The organism is Sulfurospirillum sp. 1612 (assembly GCF_036556685.1).
Classification (GTDB): domain Bacteria; phylum Campylobacterota; class Campylobacteria; order Campylobacterales; family Sulfurospirillaceae; genus JAADIZ01.
This window is the reverse complement of the sequence record NZ_CP140614.1, coordinates 1242518-1265743: the sequence shown is the minus strand read 5'-3', so window position 1 is coordinate 1265743 and position 23226 is coordinate 1242518. Positions and strand designations below refer to the sequence as shown.

The 23226-nt window shown below is 36.7% G+C and carries 29 protein-coding genes; 9 read left to right on the top strand and 20 right to left on the bottom strand.

Annotated elements, in window-relative coordinates:
• Positions 1-14: 14 nt before the first annotated feature.
• Positions 15-1418: a diguanylate cyclase gene (locus SFB89_RS06315; protein WP_331773841.1), complete on the bottom strand. Its 1404-nt coding sequence runs from the start codon at positions 1416-1418 to the stop codon at positions 15-17.
• Between the two features lie 1028 nt (positions 1419-2446).
• Here SFB89_RS06315 and SFB89_RS06305 point away from each other — a divergent pair.
• Positions 2447-2821 (top strand): YbgC/FadM family acyl-CoA thioesterase, encoded by a 375-nt coding sequence (locus SFB89_RS06305; protein ID WP_331773840.1) that lies wholly within the window; start codon positions 2447-2449, stop codon positions 2819-2821.
• Between the two features lie 5 nt (positions 2822-2826).
• Here SFB89_RS06305 and SFB89_RS06300 read toward each other — a convergent pair whose 3' ends face one another.
• Positions 2827-4011 carry a hypothetical protein gene (locus SFB89_RS06300; RefSeq protein WP_331773839.1) on the bottom strand — a complete coding sequence of 395 codons (1185 nt, stop codon included), beginning with the start codon at positions 4009-4011 and terminating at the stop codon, positions 2827-2829.
• Positions 4008-4670, bottom strand: a complete 663-nt coding sequence (locus SFB89_RS06295; RefSeq protein ID WP_331773838.1) for a uracil-DNA glycosylase — start codon at positions 4668-4670, stop codon at positions 4008-4010. The genes SFB89_RS06300 and SFB89_RS06295 overlap by 4 nt, the downstream gene beginning before the upstream one ends.
• A gap of 103 nt (positions 4671-4773) precedes the next feature.
• On the opposite strand from SFB89_RS06295, the gene SFB89_RS06290 reads away from it, so the two are divergent.
• Positions 4774-6096, top strand: a complete 1323-nt coding sequence (locus SFB89_RS06290) for an ATP-dependent DNA helicase (protein WP_331773837.1) — start codon at positions 4774-4776, stop codon at positions 6094-6096.
• Between the two features lie 9 nt (positions 6097-6105).
• Entirely contained in the window at positions 6106-6501 is a 396-nt protein-coding gene (locus SFB89_RS06285; RefSeq protein ID WP_331773836.1) for a flagellar basal body-associated FliL family protein, read from the top strand.
• On the opposite strand, the gene lolA is transcribed toward SFB89_RS06285, so the two are convergent.
• On the bottom strand, positions 6495-7010 hold the full coding sequence (gene lolA, locus SFB89_RS06280) for a LolA-like outer membrane lipoprotein chaperone (protein WP_331773835.1): 516 nt from the start codon (positions 7008-7010) through the stop codon (positions 6495-6497). The genes SFB89_RS06285 and lolA overlap by 7 nt on opposite strands.
• Before the next feature lie 97 nt (positions 7011-7107).
• On the opposite strand from lolA, the gene secA reads away from it, so the two are divergent.
• The gene (secA, locus tag SFB89_RS06275) at positions 7108-9699 is read left to right on the top strand and encodes a preprotein translocase subunit SecA (protein ID WP_331773834.1); all 2592 of its coding nucleotides are present in this window, start codon (positions 7108-7110) and stop codon (positions 9697-9699) included.
• Between the two features lie 3 nt (positions 9700-9702).
• On the top strand, positions 9703-10908 hold the full coding sequence (locus tag SFB89_RS06270) for an ABC transporter permease (RefSeq protein ID WP_331773833.1): 1206 nt from the start codon (positions 9703-9705) through the stop codon (positions 10906-10908).
• Between the two features lie 6 nt (positions 10909-10914).
• Here the strand turns inward: SFB89_RS06270 and SFB89_RS06265 are convergent, their stop codons facing one another.
• Together SFB89_RS06265 and SFB89_RS06260 are read right to left on the bottom strand one after the other, a co-directional pair.
• A complete protein-coding gene (locus SFB89_RS06265) occupies positions 10915-12147 on the bottom strand; it encodes an ArsS family sensor histidine kinase (protein ID WP_331773832.1) in 1233 nt (410 codons plus the stop codon).
• On the bottom strand, positions 12144-12824 hold the full coding sequence (locus SFB89_RS06260; RefSeq protein ID WP_331773831.1) for a response regulator transcription factor: 681 nt from the start codon (positions 12822-12824) through the stop codon (positions 12144-12146). The genes SFB89_RS06265 and SFB89_RS06260 overlap by 4 nt, the downstream gene beginning before the upstream one ends.
• A 189-nt stretch (positions 12825-13013) precedes the next feature.
• Between SFB89_RS06260 and SFB89_RS06255 the strand changes: the two genes are divergently transcribed.
• The 3 genes from SFB89_RS06255 to SFB89_RS06245 are packed head-to-tail and all read left to right on the top strand — an operon-like array spanning position 13014 to position 14818.
• A complete protein-coding gene (locus tag SFB89_RS06255; RefSeq protein ID WP_331773830.1) occupies positions 13014-13901 on the top strand; it encodes a DnaJ C-terminal domain-containing protein in 888 nt (295 codons plus the stop codon).
• A gap of 17 nt (positions 13902-13918) precedes the next feature.
• A complete protein-coding gene (locus tag SFB89_RS06250) occupies positions 13919-14290 on the top strand; it encodes a heat shock protein transcriptional repressor HspR (RefSeq protein ID WP_331773829.1) in 372 nt (123 codons plus the stop codon).
• 33 nt (positions 14291-14323) lie between these two features.
• Positions 14324-14818 (top strand): redoxin domain-containing protein, encoded by a 495-nt coding sequence (locus SFB89_RS06245; protein WP_331773828.1) that lies wholly within the window; start codon positions 14324-14326, stop codon positions 14816-14818.
• 55 nt (positions 14819-14873) lie between these two features.
• Here SFB89_RS06245 and SFB89_RS06240 read toward each other — a convergent pair whose 3' ends face one another.
• The gene (locus SFB89_RS06240) at positions 14874-16166 is read right to left on the bottom strand and encodes a DEAD/DEAH box helicase (protein WP_331773827.1); all 1293 of its coding nucleotides are present in this window, start codon (positions 16164-16166) and stop codon (positions 14874-14876) included.
• Between the two features lie 203 nt (positions 16167-16369).
• Here SFB89_RS06240 and SFB89_RS06235 point away from each other — a divergent pair, with 203 nt between their 5' ends.
• Positions 16370-17182, top strand: a complete 813-nt coding sequence (locus tag SFB89_RS06235; RefSeq protein ID WP_331773826.1) for a M23 family metallopeptidase — start codon at positions 16370-16372, stop codon at positions 17180-17182.
• A gap of 802 nt (positions 17183-17984) precedes the next feature.
• On the opposite strand, the gene SFB89_RS06230 is transcribed toward SFB89_RS06235, so the two are convergent.
• From SFB89_RS06230 to SFB89_RS06170, 13 genes are all read right to left on the bottom strand, one after another.
• Positions 17985-18383, bottom strand: a complete 399-nt coding sequence (locus SFB89_RS06230; protein WP_331773825.1) for a hypothetical protein — start codon at positions 18381-18383, stop codon at positions 17985-17987.
• Between the two features lie 244 nt (positions 18384-18627).
• Positions 18628-18762 (bottom strand): hypothetical protein, encoded by a 135-nt coding sequence (locus tag SFB89_RS06225; protein WP_331773824.1) that lies wholly within the window; start codon positions 18760-18762, stop codon positions 18628-18630.
• Positions 18763-18903, bottom strand: coding sequence for a hypothetical protein (locus SFB89_RS06220; RefSeq protein WP_331773823.1), 141 nt, complete (start codon positions 18901-18903; stop codon positions 18763-18765).
• Positions 18903-19289, bottom strand: a complete 387-nt coding sequence (locus SFB89_RS06215; protein WP_331773822.1) for a hypothetical protein — start codon at positions 19287-19289, stop codon at positions 18903-18905. Before SFB89_RS06215 ends, SFB89_RS06220 begins: the two co-directional genes overlap by 1 nt.
• On the bottom strand, positions 19282-19827 hold the full coding sequence (locus tag SFB89_RS06210; protein ID WP_331773821.1) for a hypothetical protein: 546 nt from the start codon (positions 19825-19827) through the stop codon (positions 19282-19284). Before SFB89_RS06210 ends, SFB89_RS06215 begins: the two co-directional genes overlap by 8 nt.
• 1 nt (position 19828) lies before the next feature.
• Complete coding sequence (locus tag SFB89_RS06205; protein ID WP_331773820.1) at positions 19829-20056, bottom strand: hypothetical protein; 228 nt, start codon at positions 20054-20056, stop codon at positions 19829-19831.
• Entirely contained in the window at positions 20053-20334 is a 282-nt protein-coding gene (locus SFB89_RS06200; RefSeq protein ID WP_331773819.1) for a hypothetical protein, read from the bottom strand. The genes SFB89_RS06205 and SFB89_RS06200 overlap by 4 nt, the downstream gene beginning before the upstream one ends.
• 15 nt (positions 20335-20349) lie before the next feature.
• On the bottom strand, positions 20350-20718 hold the full coding sequence (locus SFB89_RS06195; RefSeq protein ID WP_331773818.1) for a hypothetical protein: 369 nt from the start codon (positions 20716-20718) through the stop codon (positions 20350-20352).
• Position 20719: 1 nt separating this feature from the next.
• On the bottom strand, positions 20720-21274 hold the full coding sequence (locus SFB89_RS06190; RefSeq protein WP_331773817.1) for a hypothetical protein: 555 nt from the start codon (positions 21272-21274) through the stop codon (positions 20720-20722).
• Positions 21271-21585: a hypothetical protein gene (locus SFB89_RS06185; RefSeq protein ID WP_331773816.1), complete on the bottom strand. Its 315-nt coding sequence runs from the start codon at positions 21583-21585 to the stop codon at positions 21271-21273. The genes SFB89_RS06190 and SFB89_RS06185 overlap by 4 nt, the downstream gene beginning before the upstream one ends.
• On the bottom strand, positions 21585-21971 hold the full coding sequence (locus tag SFB89_RS06180) for a hypothetical protein (RefSeq protein ID WP_331773815.1): 387 nt from the start codon (positions 21969-21971) through the stop codon (positions 21585-21587). Before SFB89_RS06180 ends, SFB89_RS06185 begins: the two co-directional genes overlap by 1 nt.
• Before the next feature lie 3 nt (positions 21972-21974).
• Positions 21975-22265: a hypothetical protein gene (locus SFB89_RS06175; RefSeq protein ID WP_331773814.1), complete on the bottom strand. Its 291-nt coding sequence runs from the start codon at positions 22263-22265 to the stop codon at positions 21975-21977.
• Position 22266: 1 nt separating this feature from the next.
• Positions 22267-23220 (bottom strand): hypothetical protein, encoded by a 954-nt coding sequence (locus tag SFB89_RS06170; RefSeq protein WP_331773813.1) that lies wholly within the window; start codon positions 23218-23220, stop codon positions 22267-22269.
• Positions 23221-23226: the final 6 nt, after the last annotated feature.

Sequence of the window (23226 nt, the reverse complement as noted above, 5' to 3'; positions counted from 1 at the left end):
TTGATATGTCTAGATTATTCTGCACTAAACCTTTCAACACGGTTTCTGCCTTTACTCTTGGCTTTATAAAGGGCATCATCAGCCTGTGCGATTAAGTTATCAACGTTTGCACCTATCGTAGCGGTCGTCACACCAAAACTTGCTGTTATATTTCCAACATTAGCAAATTCATGAGATTCTAGAATACTACGAAGCTTTTCAGCAAGGATATAAGCACTTTCCAAATCAGTTTCAGGGCATATAATCAAAAATTCTTCTCCACCCCAACGACCAAGAATATCAGAAGACCGTATAGCATTCTTATTCAGATTGGCAAAATCTTTCAATACTTCATCACCAACTTGATGACCATAAGTGTCATTGATTGATTTGAAAAAATCAATATCCATGATGATTATAGATAGAGGAGCCTGATAGCGTTTAAACCGCATTAATTCGGATATAAGAGTGTCATCAAGTTTGTGTCGGTTATATAGACCAGTCAGTTTGTCTGTAACAAATAGCTCTTCAAGTTGAGTATTGTAGTCTTTGAGTTTTTGGTTTTGTTGTTTGATTATACGTTGCTGATACATGCTGTACACACCTAAAGCACCAAGGATAGACAAGAGTGCCATTGCTAATAAAAGCATGAGTTTATGTAACCTTTCTGCTTTCAATTCTCTATTCGTTATATAGGTAATTGTCTCAGAACTCCAATGACTAAGTATGCGTTCGCGTACATCTGTCTCAGACAACTTTCTCAACCCTTCATTGATTTTATCAAGAAGTGCTTTGTTTCCCTTAGCCACTGCAATATAGCTTGTCGTTTTTTTAGTTGGAATTGGCGATATTGCAATGTCACTGATTTTATAGTGGCTTAGTGTGTACTCGCCAACCCATTTTTCGGTCAAAAGGGCATCTATAGTCCCCGCTTCAATCATTCTAAAGCCGGTTAGCCAATTCGGAATCGTAATAATTTCAATGTTAGGGTTATTTTCAAGAATAGTGCGAGCATAACCACCTTTCTCAGAGCCGACTTTTAAACCTGAAAGACTGTTGAGTGTATTGATTTCAGGTCGGCTTATATGATGGAAGATAGAGAAATCAGATTCCAAGAAGGGTTCAGAAAAATCATACAGTTCTAGGCGAGCTGGTGATTTATTAATCAGTACTAAAGCATCTGCCTTGCCTGCTTTCATCTGCTTTTGTGCTTCATCCCATTCCATGAGTTCTACTTCACCATCGATCTGAGCACTATGCAAAACCGCATGGACAAGTTCTACGCCCAATCCCGTTGGCGTATCGTTGTTCATAAACAAAAGCGGAGCATAATTGATATTGCCCAGAAACCGTAAAGACACTTTTTCGGGCTCTTTACACATGACAGCAGTACTTGTAATGAACAAGATGAGTATGAGTGCTACAATATTAACTTTCATTGTCAGTTTAAATCTTTTTCCTGTATACTTAAAATGTACTCATATGTCCCTGTTCTCTACAGCTGATTTTTTGCCTGATTGCCTGTGACATCATATAAGTAAAGATATAAATGTATTGTTTGTTAAAGTCCATATGACCTTTTAGAGACAAAATTTTGAGACACGAATCTTGTCATATGTTATAAAATGTTTTGTATTTTAACATGTAATTTGTTAAAACCTATTGAATATAATAATCAAATGGCCCCTCCTGTTTTGAGTGTTTTGAAATATTCTCTATAAACGAGACGGTTGCATAACATATGCCTTTGGGAATATGATCTGTCAACCTTAATTCGTACGCATAATGAAGAATTTCTTCCATGCCAATTGTCTTGTACTACTAAACACTCCCCTTTTTAGATATTTTATGTAATTTTATAGTCATTTTAAATGCCTACAAAGTAACTCTAAATTGAAATATAAAATATTAGATGTTTATGATAATTTCAAAAAGTGCTCATTCTATTTAATTTTCTCAAATGTGTCAGTTCAGTTTTGAATGAGTGAAAAAAGTTTTCTGCTACAGCATTATCATAACAGTTTTCTCTACGACTCATATTTTGAATGATTCCATAAGATTTAAGAAGTTCACGATGAGAATCAGCTGCATATTCACAGAAACTTTGCTATGCAACCGCATTTGCTAGTTTTGACTTCCTCGTTCACGTATGCCAAATTAATCCATGTTTAGGATTTTTTGTTTTTAAAGCCATAAAAAGTGCATCATTTACAAGAGTAATTATCCCATTAACTCCCCAACCATTTTACGTGAATATAAGTCAATAACCGTAGCTAAATAGAACCATCCTTCACCTGTGAGTATGTAAGTCATATTTCCAACATAAATTTCATTTGGACTAGTTCTTGATACTCTTTGACACAGTGAACTTCAAAAAAATTTTAAAGCAAAGCCATGTACAAGCCAGACCTTTGTATAATCTAAAGTATATAGATGATTAACTCATTGATAAATAGGAGAACATAGCGTGAAGATACGAGTCTATTACGAAGATACGGATGCTGGTGGTATTGTTTACCATGCAAATTATTTGAAATTTTGTGAGCGTTCCCGTAGCGAATTATTTTTTGAACAAGGCACTACACCGACTGCAGATGGTGGACATTTTGTGATCAAACATATCGATGCAGAATTTTTAAAATCGGCAAAACTTGGCGATTTGCTTGACGTCAAAAATAAAATACTACAACTCAGAAACAGTTCGATGAAGTTGAGTCAAACAGTGTGGCGAGGCGACGAAAAGCTTTTTGATATGACCGCGGTTTTAGTCTTTGCAAAAGAGGGCAAACCTCTTCGAATCGACAGGGATATTAGAGACTTTTTGACATCCCTCAATCTTTAGATGTTTTACTCTACCGGTCTTATTGTATAGATTTTCGGTGACATGATTTTGATGCCATATTGTACCTGTCCATTGGCGATGGTTTCTGAAAAATCTCTTTGGCCATCAGCTAAAAAGTATGTTTCATATAGCATATCAATGCCGAGTGTTGTTGAGTAATTTACCCAATCGTATTCAATATCGCCACCCAGCATTTCATTGGCTCTTACGATTTCTGTCTTGGTTTCGCCAATAGAATTGGCAATGAGCATGGATTTCCTATCCGCATATTGTGTGAGTGTCAATATCATCGGATTGTAGTTGATTTGCGTAGAGAGAAGGTTGTAAGGTTTTCTATCATAAACACGCAGTTGTGAGGCCAATAAACTGGCCTTGACAAGAGGAAGATTCAAGAAAATCGATGCCCCATCAAGGGCTTTGTTCCATTTGAGGACTTTTTTGAATTGCAGGCGATTATTGTGAAATTGTTTGCTATAAATGATGTTTTTTGGTGTGGTAGCCACATCACTATCTAGTTCGTTGGCAATACTGCTATTATCAGAAAATATTGCGATTTTATCAGCGGTATAGTCCAAGAGTTTTTCAATTTGAGCCTTATAGTCAATCCCCCCTAATATCACATTAGCACGAGGATTTTGTATTTTAGAAACATTGACAGTTGGGATGTATGCGATCAATCCATCGGCGTGATTGGTGAGGATATTAGCACCGACTTCGGTAAAAGGCGCAATCACATAAATAAATCCATCATCTTTGATTTTTTGTAGGTTATCCAAGATTGATTTTTCACTTTCATCTTCACAATTATACACTTTAAGATCAAAATTAAATTTTCTATAAAGCAGATACGTAAAAACAGAATTGACCGTGCTGATAGCATAGCGTCGTATGGTTTTTTGCGGTACCAGCATGGCGACTTTGATGGTGACCTCTTGTGAGCGACTCATTCCAAATAGCTTTGAGTATTCATTGTAGGCGTTTTGGATATCATCATATTCACTATGATTTTGATAGACACTCAAAAATGAAAAAATCTTGCCATTATTCAATAATTCATTGAGACATTCCGTATGGCACTCTTGGGTTTCAAGATTGATAAAGACACTCTGCGCTGGTGGTATTGTAGAGGGCACTTCACTTTTGGAAAACAAGAAACTTATAACAACAAACAATAATAATAAAGATTTCATAGGAGCCTTTTGACCTTTAACATATCAGCATAGACTTCTTTTTTGGCTGATGGATTTCGTAAGAGAAAACTTGGATGGTATGTCGGGATGAGTTTAGCATCTCCAAATTCAAGAATCTCTCCTCTGATTTTAGATATCGGCATATCGTAATCTTCTGTGAGATAGTGATAGCTAGTCGAACCCAAAGCGACGATAATTTTGGGTTTGATGATGGCGATTTGTTCCATCAAATATGGTTTGCAGACACTGGCTTCATCGACGCTTGGGACGCGATTATTCGGGGGTCTGCATTTGACGATATTGGTGATATAAACATCTTCTCGTGTGAGTTCGAGTACATTTTCAATGATTTTTGTGAGCAACATGCCCGCTCTTCCTACAAAAGGTCTGCCACTCTCATCTTCATTGGCACCAGGACCTTCGCCTACAAAAAGCAACGTTGCATGCTCATCTCCTTCTCCAAAAACGATGTTTTTTCGAGATTTTGCCAACTGACACAAATGACATTGTTTGACCTTATGTTCCAATTCATCAAGGCTATTTACAGAAGGTTGATTCTGTGTTGTTCCCAGTGTTTGATTGTCTTGAAAGTATTCAAAACCAAATGATTTGTATTGGTATAATTGCTTTAGTAATTTTGCTTTTTCTAGGTTAATCATAAGCTAATCATAGCAAATGAGCTGTTAAAAAGCTATTAATGCCATCTGTCTTTAGGATAAAATATCTATGCTATAATGACATAAAATAATTGGACATAAATCGATGATAAATAAAATAGAAGAAATACTAGAAACACGAGATGTACTCCTAACAGGCGGTGGTGGTGTTGGCAAAAGTTATCTGGCGACTGAGTTGGTATCACGAGCCAAAGCCCACGCATGGCAAGTTGTGACACTAGGGAGCACGGGAGTGAGTGCTGTGAATATAAACGGTCAAACGATTCACAGTTTTTTTGCATTTGGGATTTGTGGTTCTTTAGAGGAGTTACGCAAGCACGACCGCTATGCTAAAGGGCGTCTGAGCGAAATCAAAAAAATACTCAAAAGTTGTGATTTATTGATTATTGATGAGATTAGCATGGTCTCTGCTTCCTTACTAGATATGATTCAATATCGCTTGCGAAGTGCAGGATTTAAGGGGCGTGTCTTATTTATTGGAGACTTTTTCCAATTGCCGCCAATTTTTAAGAAGAACAATACCACTCTTTTGAATCTCAATCAATACGCCTTTGAGAGTAGTGCTTGGGAGTTGATGAATCCACTGGTGGTAGAGTTAACCAAAACAAAACGCACAGATGATGCTGCATTTTTTGCTGTTTTGAGTAAAATCAGAGTGGCAAATATTGATGATGATGTGATCGCATACCTTGAAAAGTTGCGAGAAAACAAATCAGTTTTAGAGCGTTCTGCTACGATGTTGTTTGCGAGAAATCATGAGGCTGATCAAATGAATCTCAAAAAACTAAACGAGCTTGAAGGCGCACCGATTGTCATCAAGGCATTAGAGACGCATCATGTCAAAAGTTTGCACGAAAATAAAATCAAAAATTGGAAAAACTCTTTGCCGGTTCCTTGTGATTTGACATTGAAAATAGGAGCCAAAGTGCTCTTTTGCACCAATAAATGGGGCAAATACTATAATGGAGAGCGTGGTATTGTCAAAGAAATCGCTGATGATTACCTCATCATCGAAAAAGAGAATGCGGTAGTGCGGGTTGATAGGCAAGAGTATGTGATGAGTGAAAATATTAGTCTCAATGGCGAAATCGAAGAGAAACCACTGGTCTCTTTGGAGCAATTTCCTATCAAACTAGCCTATGCTATCACCATACATAAATCACAAGGGATGAGCATCGATGCACTGGTTTGCAATATCGATCATATTTTTGAAAAAAGTCAATTTTACGTTGCCATCTCAAGGGCAAAAAATCCCAAAAATCTCTACCTCCATCAAACGCATGGAGATTTTCACAAATGGATAGAAAAAATCACGACAGTGTCGCAAAAAGTGATTGATTTTTATCACAATTCTGAAGTGCGAAAGATTGAAGAAGAACCCATCCGTTACCAAACATTTTTTGATTAAGGAGAGAAGATGAAAAAGATCATGATATTTTTAGTGCTATGTGCTACGGTTGGACTTTATGCGCAGATGTTGCATGTTGATGATTTTAGCTCAGAAGTCTTTTCAAAAGTGAAGAAAAAGCCGGTATCTATTAGCATCAGTTTGGTGTTTGATGGAAGAGATGTCGAAGAGGAACATTATAAAATCATTGATGCCCTTAATATCATCATCGGTAGCTTTTATTTTGAAGATTTAGTGACCTCTCAAGGCAAGGAAAATATGAAAAAAGCCATCATCAAGTATTGCTCCAATAAATACGGAGTCGATATCGATCATATTTATATTCAAAAGATGAATGCCTTGCCAAGTACCCAACAAATCATCGATGCCCTCAAAAAAGAGGGTATGTGTGTGAAAGATTATTGATCGATGACATCATAGCCTTCGGGTATTTTGACCTGAAAGAGTGTCGCATCTAAGATGATATTTTTTTGAAGGTTTTTGAGATGGATGACGACATGATTATCAAGTTTGTCCTTATAATGGATATCTTGTATCGTGTCGTTTTTGATATTGATAAAATAATCCGTGTTCTCATAGGTCGCTTTGTATGTATCATGATGCATTTTTTTTGCATCGGCGATAATTTGAGTGAGGTTGGGACTGCGTTGGAGTGTCGTCATGATGACTTGTTCTAACTCTGGTTCTACGATGGCGACATGATTGCCATCAAAATAGACACTTTTTTTGATGGGCGACTTATAAATCCACAATGCTTGGTTTGCCGCTGTGGCATAAAAGGTTCCGGTATAAGTAATCGTGCTGTTTTCATCATTGGTGATGGTTTGTGTAAAATCACTTTGTAAACTTTTAAAATCCAAAACTCCAGCTTGTATTTTGATGATAAAAATAGCAATTAATAAAAAATATTTCATAAATTTGACTCCATTGGGATATTATAGTAAAGTTTTAGCAAATAGATAGTAAAAGTATGATAAAATTATCGCTTTGAAATAAATAAAAGGTAGATTAATGCTCGTAAACAATATAGCTAAGAAGATTTTTGGAACTAAAAATGACAGATTGGTGAAAGCTTATCTGAAAAAAGTAGAAAACATCAATGCGCTTGAGAAGACATATGAGAAGATGAGCGATACTGAGATACAAGAGAAATTTAACCACTTTAGAGAAGAGATTAAAAACGGTACAAAAACAACAGATGAAATTTTATACGATGTATTTGCAATTACGAGAGAGGCGAGTAAAAGAACAATCGGTTTGCGTCATTTTGATGTGCAACTTGTCGGTGGATTAGTGTTGCATGGCGGCGATATCGCAGAGATGAAAACGGGGGAGGGTAAAACACTCGTAGCAACATTGCCCGTCACACTCAATGCGATGAGCGGTGAAGGGGTGCATGTCGTCACCGTCAATGATTACTTAGCCGCAAGAGATGCCAACGATATGAAACCGGTTTATAATTTTTTAGGTTTGAGTGTGGGTGTTGTGACTGCGGAACTTGAAGATGAAGTGGCACGAAAAGAACAATACAACGCTGATATTACCTATGGTACCAACAATGAGTATGGATTTGATTATTTGCGTGATAATATGAGCTACTCTTTGAAAGAAAAAGTCCAACGTGGACACAACTTTGTCATCGTAGATGAAGTGGATTCGATTTTGATTGATGAGGCTCGAACCCCTCTTATCATCTCTGGGCCAACAAATCGAACTTTAGATGGATACAGACAAGCCAATGACATTGCCCTACAATTGAAAAAAGATGTGGATTTTACCGTTGATGAAAAAAATAGAACCATCATGATAACAGAAGCAGGTAATGAAAAATCCGAAGAGCTTTTTGGTGTCGGTAACCTTTATAGCTTGGAAAATGCGGTATTAGCCCATCATCTTGACCAAGCGCTCAAAGCACACTATCTTTTTGAAAAAGATGTCGATTATGTGGTCAAAGATGGTGAAATTGTCATCGTCGATGAATTTACAGGACGACTCAGCGAAGGCAGACGCTTTTCTGAGGGCTTACACCAAGCACTAGAAGCCAAAGAAAAGGTACAAATCAAAGAAGAGTCCCAAACACTCGCAGATATCACCTTTCAAAACTATTTTAGACAATATAAAAAACTCTCCGGTATGACAGGTACCGCACAAACAGAAGCCACAGAATTTGCACAAATCTACAAACTAGAAGTCATCACAATTCCAACAAATCTCCCAATGATTCGAGAAGACAACAATGACTTTATCTATAAGACAGAAGCAGAAAAATTCAAAGCAGCCATTGATGATATTGAAGCATGTCACAAAAAAGGGCAACCGGTCTTGGTTGGTACGGCTTCAATTGAAAAAAGTGAAGCACTGCATTCTCTTCTCAAAGAACGTCACATCCCTCATACCGTATTGAATGCGAAAAATCACACAAAAGAGGCAGAAATCATTAAAGATGCCGGCTTAAAAGGTGCGGTTACGATTGCCACTAATATGGCAGGTCGTGGGGTTGATATCAAGATATCTGATGAAATCAAAGCTTTAGGTGGCTTGTACATCATCGGTACAGAGCGTCATGAAAGTAGACGGATTGATAATCAATTACGGGGTCGTGCAGGACGACAAGGAGACCCGGGTAAAAGTCGTTTTTATCTCAGTCTAGAAGACAATCTGTTGCGAATATTCGGTAGTGATCGTATCAAAAACATCATGAACCGCTTAGGTATTGAAGAGGGCGAACATATCGAGTCCAAAATGGTAACGCGTGCAGTTGAAAATGCACAGAAAAAAGTTGAAAATATGAACTTTGAATCCCGAAAACATTTGCTCGAATATGATGATGTTGCCAATGAACAAAGAAAGACAATCTATAATTTTAGAAACAATCTCTTGGATGAAAATTATGATATTAGCTCAAAAATAGAAGAAATCAAAAAAGAGTATGTTGAAGATTTATTATTGCGTGCTGAGATATTAGAAGGTGCTCCTAAAGAAGATTTTGATTTGAAAAATTTAGTATCGATTATCAACACAGATTTGAAAGAAGGCTTTGAAGAAAAAGATTTTGAAGGTCTTGATTATGATGCCTTGAAAACTTATATTGATGAAGCGTTATCAGAAACCTATCGTGTCAAAATGTCTGTTGTTGATGATGAGCAAAAAAGAGAAATTGAGCGTATTTTATACCTTCAAGTCTTAGATACAGCATGGCGAGAGCATTTATATCAAATGGATATCTTAAAAACGGGTATCGGACTGCGAGGGTACAACCAAAAAGATCCATTGGTAGAGTATAAAAAAGAGAGTTATAACCTTTTTGTAGAGTTGGTTGATCAGATAAAATTTGAAAGCTTCAAAACACTTTATGTCGTGCAATTGAAAGATGAAAACGAAGAAGCGCAGAAAAAAGCGATGGAAGATATGATGCGCGCGATGGAAGCAGATACGAAAAACGGTATGACATTAGAGCACAATGGTTCTGCTACAAGTGATGCTGATAGTGTGATGGTTACAGAGAAAAAAATCCCACGAAATGCTCCGTGTCCATGCGGTAGTGGCAAAAAATATAAAAATTGCTGCGGTGTGAGCGGTCCTAAAAAAGGTGCATTAGTATAATTGATGGCACGAAAAAGCATAAGCGGTTATCTGGTTCGCAAATATCTACGATTTGATAAGGCTCAGCCTTTCATAACCGTGAGTGCTTTCTTGGCCTTTTTAGGCGTTTGTGTCGGTGTGATGGTATTACTCGTCGCCATGGCCATTATGAATGGTTTCGACAAAGAGTTTGAACGCAAACTTTTTACGATGAATTATCCCCTGAGTGTCTACTCTGCTACATTTGATAAAGTTAAAACAAAAGATTTAGAGTATTTAAAAGATACATTTCCTCAGCTACTTTTTAGTCCCTATATCTCTTCTCAAGTGATTACAAAGCGAGGCAGTCAGCTAGAAGGCGGCTTGCTGTTTGGTGTTGATTTTCAGCAAGAAAAAAAGATTAATTCGGTCTTAAACAAAGCACTCAAAGGCGTCAATCCCAAAAAATACGATCTTATCGTAGGGAAAGAGATCAAAGATAGCAATTTTCTGCATTTAGGAGATAAGCTGATTTTGATTTTCACTGAAAATGACCCCAGCGGTTTTTCTTTGATGCCCAGAATGAAACGATTTACATATAAAGGTGATTTTGAATCCGGATTGATTGCTTATGACAAAGTCTATATGTACACAACCTTAGAGTCAATTAGAGCAATTTTAAATTATAAAAAAGGGACATTTGATGGGATTCATATCTACTCAAAGCATCCTTTTAAGGATATTGAAAAGATTAGGAAAGTCTTGCCTAAAAATCTAAAAATCCTTGGTTGGTGGCAGATGAATGGTAACTTTTTCTCAGCACTAGCCCTAGAAAAACGCTCGTTGTTTATCGTCTTGATGTTGATTATCCTCATCGCATCATTGAATATTATCAGCTCTCTTTTGATGACGGTGATGAGCAGACGCAAAGAGATTGCATTGCTTTTCTCACTCGGAGCCACAAAGCAAGAGATTAAAAAAACATTTTTTTATCTTGGCATGATTATAGGAGGCGGTGGGATTGTCATCGGGACACTTTTGGGGCTTTTCTCGATTTATCTATTGGGAAATTTCGATATTGTCTCACTGCCTGCTGATGTGTATGGTACCTCGAAATTGCCACTTGAATTATCAACAACAGATTTCTTCATGATACTATTGGGTTCGATTGGTATTGTTGCTTTTTCGTCTTATTATCCCTCCTACAAAGCGACTAAGATTAATGTCTTAGATACTTTGAGAAATGAATAACATCTCTTAAAATAGCCGACTTATTTTATTGAAGCTAAAGTAGTTTTGGCTGCTTCTGTGTTCATATTTGAATTCCAGTTTATGAGCGCTAATGATACTCGATACGATATAAAGTCCTAATCCAAAGCTTTTATGGGTAATCTCACCTTGTGTAAAGGGTTCGGTATAGTGGGAAAGATCATATTTTAAAGGATTGCCTTGCGAGATGAAGATAATCTCATCGTCAGTTGTTTTGATAGAGACTTGTTTATCGATAGAGTGTTTGATCCCATTGTCGATGATATTTTTGATTGCTGTTGTAAAGAGTCTGAAATCAACATGAACAATATAATTTTTATCTATATCGATAGTGACTTGATCATCTGATATCATGGCCAAATCAATGGCTTCATCAATGATATCGCTCAAGCGGTATGGTTTGACATTTTTGACGCCTTCCCCTGAAGTAATCTGCTCGATTGATGCAAATTCGTTAATCAGAAGTTCAAGCTTTTCAAAAACACTGATTAATCGTTGCTTTTGTTTGTTATTGTCAATCATTTCGACGCTAATTCTTCCCTTTGTGATGGGCGTTTTGAGCTCATGCATGATATTTCTTAAGAAGAGTTGGCGCGATTTATTTAGTTTGTTGATTTGATCTACGGCATTTTGAAATGAGTTGGCCACTTGCGAAATCTCATCTTCTCCATCTGTGGCACAATAGATTTGCAAATCGCCTTGTGCGAATTTATTCATCTCTCTTTTGAGTTTTCGTAGCGGCTTTATTTTTCGGATAGTGAGAATGTACGCAGTGATTATAATCAAAAGTATGAGCGCAAAGATACTGCGTATGGTGTGATAGCGGTAGGGTTGGTAATCATTATCTTTTAAAAGCAATACGGTGTTGTCGTGTTCAATCAAAAGATAGTTTTGTTTTTCATAATAGAGAATCGAGCTGGTTCCGATTTTATTGACGATTTTTTGGAGCACTTGAGCATTTTTGATGATTTTTTCTTTGTCTTTTTTGTTATTAATCCCCTTCATATTGTATCCCTCGACTTGATTTTCAAGCTCTTTTTTCGTGATGAAATTATTAAGATGAAAGAGGGTGGCTCTGGCTATAATGGTATATTTGTTATTGAGCTTTTCTGTATAATTTTGCTTGTCATAGTCCATCAAAAACATAAATGCCAAGATGATACTTGCAATGGAGATAATAAAAATAAAGGTAATGCTATAAAAGATAGAGTTTCTGTTCATTGGACTAATTTATACCCGATTCCTCTCACCGAGTGGATGTATCTAGGGTCCTTTGGATTTTCATTGAGTTTTGTTCTGATACGTCCAATGATAACATCAATGCTCTTATTGGTGGTGTCTTCTCCGATAGAATCAACATTATAAATCAACTCTTCGCGAGAGACGACACCGCCTGCTTTTTTGATGAGATATGCTAAAATCTCATACTCTGCCACGGTGAGATTTAACTCCTCGCCCATAAGGGTGATGCGCATTTTATTTTCATCAAGTAAGAGGTCTGGTGCCTCTTTTTTTGTCTCTTGTGAAATCCCAAAATCTTGATTGTGACGACGGAGCAAGCTCATAATTCGCGCTCTGAGTTCTAGTGGGTCATAAGGTTTTGGAAGATAATCATCAGCCCCATTTTCAAGTGCAGTGACTTTATCGGTGAGATCATGACGTGCTGATGAAATGATGATGGGGATCGCATGTTTTTTTCGTATCTCTTTACAAACAACCAGGCCATCGATTCCGGGGAGCGTGAGGTCTAAAATAACCAGGTCGAAAGTCTCATGATCAAGATAGGAAAGCCCCAAATATGGGTCTTCAGCTGTTGTTGTTTTGATGTCAAATTGTTCTAAATATTCTGATAAAATTTCAGCCAATTCCAAATCATCTTCTATCATTAATATCTTCATGCGCCTAACCTAAAATTTATTTTGATTTATTCTACCATAGATGTGCTGACATTCGTTTTAGATACAAAAAAAGTTTATATTTTATGTATAATTTTATGTATTTATTCTCCATAATGTCACAACCTTGATTGACATAGACTAAACTTTTATGGTACAATGCATATCAAATAAAAATAAGAGGTAAAAGGCATGAGTGGAAGTTTATACGACACATTAGGTGTTTCAAGTGATGCTTCGGCAGACGAAATAAAAAAAGCATATCGAAGATTAGCTCGTAAATATCATCCTGATGTAAATAAAGAAAAAGATTCGGAAGAAAAATTTAAAGAGATAAATGCTGCTTACGAAATACTCAAAGATGCGGAAAAAAGAAAACAATATGACACGTATGGCGATAATATGTTTGGAGGACAAAATTTTCATGATTTTGCATCCAGCCAAGGTGGAAATGCAGATTTGGATGAAATACTGAGAAATATCTTTGGTGGCGGCATGGGCGGTGCTGGATTTGGTGGCTTCAATCGAGGTGGCTTCTCCGGTGGATTTTCAAATAGCGGATTTGGTGGATTTCAAGCACCTGATTTAGATGTAGAAGCGCGGATTACGGTCCCGTTTAATGTTGCTATCTTGGGTGGAAAACATTCGATTTCCTATAGCGATGAGCATTTTGATATCAAGATTCCAGCCGGTATCAAAAGTGGCGAAAAAATGCGCCTCAAAGGCAAAGGTAAATCTTACCAAGGACAACGCGGTGACCTCTTTTTGAGTGTCGAAGTGGCGAGTAGTCCTATTTATGAACGAGAAGGTGATGATTTGATACAAAATCTAGATATCAAACTCAAAACAGCCTTATTCGGCGGTAAAGTCGCAGTGGAAACACCTTATAAAGAGGTGACACTAAAAATCAAAGAAAACACTAAAAACGGTCAAAAATTCCGTGTTAAAGGCTTTGGCGTTATCAATAGAAAAACGCAAGAAAAAGGAGATCTCTACTTAAAAGCCAATATTATCCTTCCAGATGTCAATAGTTTGGATGAGAATTTAAAAGAGATCATGAAAGAAAAATTACCAGAGTAGAAAGGGGACATAAAACCATGCATGCATATGATGAACCGGTATATTTAATAAGCGTAGTTGCTAAAGTTTTGACCATCCATCCTCAAACACTAAGACAATATGAGAGAGAAGGGCTGATTTGTCCCTCTCGTACTGAAGGAAAGATGCGGCTTTTTTCTCAAAAAGATATCGATAAAATCAAAATGATACAAAGACTCACGCGAGACCTTGGTGTCAACTTGGCAGGCGTTGATATTATTATTCAACTCAAAGAGAAACTTCAAGAGTACGAAAATATGATTGATGAACTCAAAGAAGAACTCATCAAAGTCAATAAAAATAGTGGCGATACTGTCAAAAATCCTTTGGTGAAACGCGATAGTTACGAAGTGATTATTTTCGGAGAATAGCCATATCAACAATACTTAGCATGAAGGGATAGCATGCAAAATCATATAAAAAAATATCTCAAAGAAGCGTTATTCTTTGTGGTATTTTTAACGATTGCGATGAATGTTGTGAGCTATTATCGTGCGTCGGATTTAAATAAAAATCGGCTTGATATTAAGCATGTCACGCTTATAGATGGTCGCAATATCACACTACCCAAAAATCGTCCTATCATGATACACTTTTGGGCGACTTGGTGTCCTATTTGTAAACTCGAAGCTCCCAATATTGAGAAGATTTCAAAAGATTATGATGTCATCACGATTGCGGTACAATCGGGCACTCAAAAAGAGATACAAGCCTATCTTGATGAACATAAGCTACATTTTAATGTCGTCAATGACAAAGAGGGCTTTTATGCCAAAAAGTTTCATATCACCGTTTTCCCCACCACACTGATGTATGACAAAGAGGGTAGGCTGAAATTTAGTGAAGTCGGCTACACTACCACAGCGGGCTTATATGCAAGGATGCTGATGAGCCAATAGGGGCGGGTGAAAAGAGGGTATCGACTTCTTGATTAAAGAAGCCGAATATAACAGATTATCGAGATTGTGTTCTTCTCGGTCTTGAAGAGGTATTTGTATTTCGTGAATGATTTTTTGCAAAGTTCCCACTAGAGCCTCTTGGTGCCGAGGTGCGAGGCTTACTGCGTTGTTGTCGGTTACTGCGTTGCAAAATCGGCTCAGGTTTAATGGAGCGATCTGGTTCAAAGCCATCGATAATGACTTTTGGAATTTTATATTTGATGAGTTTCTCAATCCCCACAAGAAAAGCATCTTCATCGACACAAACCAATGAGAGTGCTTCTCCTCCATTGCCGGCACGTCCCGTTCTTCCGATACGATGTACATAATCTTCTGGAACATTAGGCAATTCAAAATTGACGACATAAGGAAGTTGTTCGATATCAATCCCACGTGCTGCAATATCTGTGGCCACCAACACGTTAACCCTGCCCATCTTGAAATCAGCCAATGCTTTGGTTCTTGCGCTTTGACTTTTGTTTCCATGAATCGCCGCAGCACGAATGCCATCTTTTTCAAGTTGTCCACTCAGGCGATTTGCCCCGTGTTTGGTTCTGGTAAAAACCAAAACTTGACTCCATTTGCCCTCATGAATGAGATGAGAGAGCATTTCTCTTTTTTTATCTCTATCCACCGGATGCACTGTTTGACGAATACTCTCAGCTGTGGTATTTCTACGCGCTACTTCGATTAATGTAGGCGCGTTGAGTAGGCTATCTGCCAATTTTTTGATTTCGCTGGAAAAGGTTGCTGAAAAGAGCAGGTTTTGTCGCTGTTTTGGAAGTAGGGCGAGGACTTTTTTGATGTCGTGGATAAATCCCATATCGAGCATACGATCGGCTTCATCTAAAATCAAAAACTCAACAGCGGAGAGATCCAAAGCTTTTTGCCCGACAAGGTCCAATAATCGGCCCGGAGTGGCAATCAAAATATCCACACCTTTTTTAATCGCTGTAATTTGAGGATTGATACCAACCCCACCGAAATTCGTCGTAGCCTTGTAAGGGAGATACTTTCCATAATCTTGAACACTCTCACCCACTTGAGCGGCGAGTTCTCGTGTTGGCGTCATGATGAGGGCACGTATTTGACGTTTGCCTTTGGTGACTTTTTTGCTATCGAGTAATTGTAATAGGGGTAGGGTAAATCCGGCAGTCTTCCCTGTACCGGTTTGTGCTCCGGCTAAAACATCTTTGCGCTTTAATATGAGCGGAATGGCTTGCTTTTGAATCGGCGTTGGCTCATTGTAGCCTAAATCTGCAATAGAGCGCAGTAGGGGTTTCATTAAACCCAAATTTGAAAATGACATAAAATACCTTTTATATGATGAGCCTACGATAAGTTTGGAAACTTTGTCGATCTAGACTCGATTGTGAGTTGTTGTTAAGGTTATCGAAGGATTACAAAAACGAAGTCAGTCGCAGATCGAGGTGCGCTGAAATTAGAAAGATTATACCATAATTTTCCAAGACACGGTATACTTTTAATTATAAATCATCACTAAGAATAAAAATGAATAAATTAATCGTCCCGTTTTTGCTAATATTTTCTTTGCTCAGTGCCCTAAATGGCGCCAATCATAGTGTTGTTTGCAAGGCCAAAGTCGTAGGTCATGATATTGTTGTCACAGGACTCAATAAAAATCCCTATAGTGTGACACTCGTCTATGATGCACGCTATCAAAGCAAAAGCGGCAATCAACACATCTCAAAACGCGTCATTTTGCAACCGAATATAAAAAAAGAGATAGTGCGTATCCGTGAGCAAAAAGGTAAGACAATCTTCAAATCTAATTACAAATGGATGATGGGAAGAATAAATGCCAAGTATGACAAAGCATATCATTACAGACTCCCTTATCGTGCAGGAAGCAGACAGATGGTTACACAAGGATTTAATGGCACCTTTACTCATTTTGGAGCAAGTCAATATGCTGTTGATTTTAATCTCAAAGAAGGTACCGGCGTCTATGCAGCTAGAGCGGGTAGGGTAATTGAAGTGAAATCAGATTCCAACAAAGGAGGTCCCAATCGTTCGTTTTTGAAAGATGCCAATCATATCGTCATTGAGCATCATGATGGTACTTTTGCATTGTATGCCCACCTCAAGCAACATGGTGTCGTGGTGAGACTTGGCGAGCAAGTGCGAGCAGGAGAATTGATTGGATACAGCGGCAAAACAGGATATGCTAGGGGACCTCATCTGCATTTTGTAGTATATCGAATCGTCAATGGCAATAAAATAGAATCATTACCAATCCAATTTGTCACATTACACGGCATTCTCAAAAAGCCAGTAGAACACCAATGGTATGTTGCCCGATAGGCCATTGAGAGGTTTATATAATAGTTTGGAAATTATAGTTGCCAACTGTGCAAAACTACTATAAATATGGCATTTTAAAAAATTTACTTTAAACTTTATAACGTTTTTATCGCTTAAGGTTAATTTTGATTTTTTATGATATTTAAGGGGATTAAAAGCATTTGTAGATATAATTCGTTCGTAATACATTTATGACCTCCGTAATAGGTTGTATCTGTAGGCCGTGTTTTGTTGCAAGCATTACACGGCTACTCTTCGTAGCTTTGAAACTTAAGAGACAATTCTAATATTAAATTTTTTAAACTTAGCTTAATTTTTTTAAAAATCATCAAATTTATTTTCTGTAATCTATACGTTGCTAGCTGGTGTCTAACAGACACTAGCTGGTGTCTAACAGACACTAGCTAGCAATTTTCTGGTGTCTAACAGACACTAGCTATCCTATATATATACAAAGTCTTTTTTTGATAGATATTTTAGATATATAATAATTTATATTTATTGTCGATTTTTGATTTCTCGCGGCGCTACGCCTCAATAAGGAAACAGTCTTACGACTGTGTTTTGGTGTTTTGCTTGAGGCAAAAGCACTTAATCTATGCGGTTTATGATTAGATGGTTTTGAATTTTGAAGTTTATCATGATAAAAAAACCTCTCTAAAATGCCCTACAATCTTTTTTTATTATGTATTGGTATGTTGGTATTAAATTTCAAAGATTATTCAATTTTACTATTAAAGAATTAATCTATTACGGTAAAATTGAATATATTTTTATTTATATGTTAAGTTTCCGCGCGAAATTAATTTTTTAGCTCATTTGTTTGAGTTTTTATGTTTTTTATTTCATGCACTGGCATACTATCTACTTTTAGATCTTTTTCGGTTAATTGTTTACATTCATTTTTAGCTTGTTTTATGGTATAAATAAGCTGTAAACTCTTTGCACGCTCTCTTAAAAGTAGTGCTTTGTCATCATTTGCGCTATATATTCCTAATGTTAGAGTCTTTCCAACTATATTTTTAGCTAGATTTTTGTCCTCTTCTGTTTTAAGTTGTGATCTTATGTTGCTAATTTCACTTATCAATGCGTTACAACTCATTGCGTAATCGGTTGCTTCTACGGTAGATAATGGCTCTTTGCTTGCGCATCCAAAGAATAGGGCAGATATAGCAATTGTTGAGATAAGTATTTTTATCATGATAAACCTTTTGATACAAAATTTTGAGAAAATTATATCATAAAAGATAAGATTAAATAGTAAAATTTGTTTAAGGTTATTTTGAAACTTAAACGGTTTTAATATTTTCTAAAAAAATGAAATGTCTATTTTATGGTAGTTTGTTGTTATGCTGCGCGAATAGATCCTGGAGGAAAAAACACTTAAGGTTGATTTTAAACTTAATTTTATACAAATACTAAAAAAGTGTGACGAGATCTCGCCACTACTTCTTTTTATAGACTGCTATTGCAATAATAAATAATCCTATTGTGATCTTAAACCCAATATCTTTGCCCGCTTGTATAATTCCATCTTTTATCTGTGCGCCGGCGGCGTTGCTTGCTTCTGTCAAATCCATTTAATTTACTCCCGTTTTTTGTTTTAATTTTGCAATATCAATTTTTATCTCTGTTAATGTCTGCTGTAATTTAAAAAGAGGGATCAAAACAAGCGGTGTCAAAATTTGCACATATATCGCTAAATCATGTATAATGTCCATTATTTCCCCTTTTTAGCAATTTGATAAATATCACGCCCGATAAAATTCCAAACTACTAAACAAATCAACACGGATCCCCCAACAATAACAACATTTTTACCGATAGATAAATCGCTTGAAATAGTATCAATAGCGTTTTTTATATTGGAGGAAAAATTCTCATAAAATTTCGCGGCACTAGCTTTAATTTGTTCTTGTTGTAATTCTTGCTCTCCTAAAGTATCATCAGCGGAAATACTCGCTTTTCTTAGTTCATTATCATACCAATCAAAAAATGATAGATCATCTTGTTGTACTACTCCAGTATTATCTGGAATATTAAGATTATTTGTATCAAATCCAAAAATACTCGCTAATGTATCGCTATTATTGTATGTATTAACCATTTTCAAACCTTTGGTTAGAATTTGCTTCTATATAGTGCGCAATCGTTCCCGCTCCGCTGTAAGTATTATAATATTGCTTCCAATACGCGGCGCGACATTCTAAAGTTGATGGAATTGCCCCTGGGCGCAAAAGATAAAAAAGTCTTGCAAAAATAGTGCTTAAAAGTGGTGACCATTGTAATGCTAAAATGCTGACATTGTCTATATCGATATTATAAACTTTTTGTATAAGAACTTTTGTACTTTGTGGTGTTCTAGCTTGAACATCAGCAAACCCCGGCCGATCAAATTGGAAAATTCCATACCCGCTGCTTAAATGAAGATCCGGCGTATCTCCGTAGTTAGTTTCCGCCATTGCCGTTTCGCTTAGAAGATTTATAGCATTTTGGCCACCTCCTAAAGTATTAACAACATTTATTATAATTTCATCTAAATGTTTTTTGCTTATTAACCCATACATAAAAAACCCCCTAAAATAAACGATTTGACTAAAAAAAAATAATGAAATAATAACGCGCTTAACGCGGCGATCAACCATTTTATGACCCTATTGGATAATCTGGATGAGCTGGTATATCTTGCACAGTATCACTTTTTAATAAAGCCCTTAAAGTCATGACATAACTGACCCAATCATCAGGAAATGGGATATTTGCTTTTAGGCATCGAATAGCAACCAAATCACTATTATTCAATGCTTCTTTTACTTGTTTTTTAAATAATAATAATTCTTTTATTTTAATTTTGTCTTTATCAATTATTATCATTTTATTACTCCTTGTCTGTATAGTGCTTGTAATTCTGTATCTGTAAATTCACTAGACTCACCACCAAACCCATCAGGTTCTGGCATATCTTCAAGCACCCATCTATCTCTATCTGTTCTATCTGTTGGAATATCTGTATCAGATACTAGCCAATAAGGAAGATTATGAGGTACATCTTTTTCAGCAATCGCTTGTAAACCTACTATATCTAGTACTTCTTGTGCTGGTATTAGTATTGCTACACTTTCGTCTTTGTTTTTGTATATTATTCTATTCATTTTTTTTTCCTTTTGTTATCTAAACACAATACATCCACAAATATCTCTATCTATTTTTTCCCCATCTATACCAATGTAATATCTAAATCTATAACTCGTAGTTGTAAACTCTGAAGGATATGATGGTCCTGATGCAAAACTGTTTCCTCTTTGTAGTGTACTTGCATAATAATTGGCATCTTCCATAGCTATTATAAAGTTAGCTGTATAATCCCCAGTTCCATTATCTGTAATACTAGATATATTACCACTCGCTCTAATAGAAACTGTCCCAGTACCATTAAAATTTACCCATGCCCTACAAGCATAAAGAGGTGACGACCCTGTAACATTAAATAGCTTTTTAACAACTTTAATTAAAGTTCCTCTTGTTATTCCTAGCATCTTACATACCCCATATAATAACGCTAATACTTGCCGCTGTATCGTTGCTAAATTTTAAATTTGTTAGTTCTGTGGTATAGATTAGATCTTCTAACATTTCATATTTTATGCTACTTGTATTTAAAGAAATATTTACATAATCGCTCGCCAAAAATCTTACTGCTTTAATCGCCTTTACATCAAGATCAAAACTTTCACCCGATGCGATTGTATATTCCTCATCAAAACGTGGCGTAAATGATCCGTTTACGTTTACAGTCTTTAACGCTGGAGCAGGGTTGATCTTAAAATCTGCATCATTACTACTTTGCGCAAAAATTATATGCTCATCTGGTACGGGATCTGCTGAAATATATATTCGATTTATTCCGGTAGCCGTGATGCTGTCATCTTGTATCATTGAAATATCTTTGGCGTTTGCATCATTAATGCGGATCTTTACATTTGCCCCCTCTGGTGCATAGCGTAAAATTAGATAATCTCCGGAGCCTAAAGAGTTTACCTGATTCGCATCAAGACCATTACTAATATCTTTTTCAATTATATTGTAATTCATAATTTTCCCTTTTTGTTAATTCGATAAATAAGATAAAAAAAACCACCCAAAAGAATATATTTTTTAGATCCAGTTGTTATAGAATTAAAAAAATTATTTCTTTGTTCTAGCTCTGCGTTATTACTTGCCGCCGTAAGTTGTAAAGCGGCGGCTTGAATTTGTGCATCGGTGGCGGTTCCATCTTTTATAGCTTGTGCTAATTCATCAAGATTTATATCAACGTTTGTTGTTGGATTTACGGTGACATTAGTATTTGTTGTGCTATTGCTACTACTGCCACCACCGCCAAAAATCGCGCTTAAAAATCCCATTACTTAGCCTTTTTTTTCTTGTGCTTTGTATGATCCATCCCATTTTTAACAAGCATTACGCCACCAATTCCTGCCAATCCGATACCAAAAGTTTTGAGATCAAAATTAGATCCGCTTGCGGTACTTTCTGCCGTTGCCGCTTGCGGATCTGTTCCACTATCCATAGGCGCTTCACTTAAGCTTGCTTGCCCCGCTGTGCCACCCAATAACCCGACACTAGCTGCGGCGCTTAACCCATCGCGGGTGGTTTGGCTACTCGTTGGTGTCTGTGATAGAGTAGGGGTGCTACTTGTACTATTATCTTTCCCAAAAATAATAGAGGGATTAAAATTTATACTACTTGTTGTAATTCCGCTTGATGTTGCGGATCCTCCAAACAATCCCATGATTTAACCTTTCAAAAACATATATACACCAATGGCACTAAAAATACCCAATATCAAATAATTGTTATCTATGCCGGAAATCAAATTTTTTGATCCTACGGCTTGTTGTTGATCCTGGTATGATTGCGTTGTTTTGGTTTGATTGTTTAAGGTGTCCACTTGTGCTTTTGTGCTTGCAACTGTGATGACTGCATTTGAAATTGGATTTAATATGCTACTTAACCAATCGGTACCACTTGCCGTGGTACCGCTTATCACTCCGCTTGATGTTCCATCTCCGTTATAGTTTGGCATTTTAAGCCTCCGTGATTGATGTTTGTTTTACTGTATCACTATAAACTTGTACAAAATTTGACCCTGATTGTTTTTCAACATCAAGCACAAGCTCTAAAGTGTTGAAACCTCCGGTTAGAGTATTCAAAACGTCGCTTAATCTTCCACGTTCTGCAAAATCAATCACATAAATACCGGTGAAATCTTGATCGCCTTCAATTCTAAAATGTTCTTTGTTAAACTCATTAAGCGCTTCACTATCCCAATCAACAATCACAGTTGTGCCACTTTTTACTTTTAGGCCTTTGATGACATTACCGGATCTAATATTATCAACGGTAGCGGCGACAACTAGTGATCTATATAGTTTGTTAATTGGTAATGTGATTGTAAACTCGCTGTTTGTGCTTGTTACCTCTTCTTTGAGTGCGGTTTCTTCGTAATATTTAATCACTTCACCTTTGCCGCGTGTATAACCAATAAGCTGGTTGCTATAAACTGTCATATCTGCCGCCGTGATTGTAATATCTTCGCCCATATTTGCACTAGATCCCCAATCTACAATTAGATCTAAACTCTGGAAAACTCCAGTATTTAAAATGGTATCCCATGGGCGTACACTGTTTGGCATTGATAAGTTAATCTTTGCCCATACATAAGACACTAAGCCGCTTGTGCTTGCTGTTGTGTCAAGTACGGTTTTACCTTGCTTTCCATTTGATAAAATTGCATCAATGTACAATTTATTTCCTGGTATCTGTTTAATATTTTCGTTACCATTTCCGACAAGCTGGATGCCGTTAATTAAACTCAATACGCCTTCATTGTAAAACTTAGGACTTGCCCCGTTAGTATGTGTCACTTTGATCTTTACTAAATAACTCTCAACGTGATAGTTTCGTGATAACTGTAATCTTGTTTGAGTTGATGCGGTAAAAGATAATGATCCTTCTTTTCTCTTAAATGTTCTTGCCATGATTTA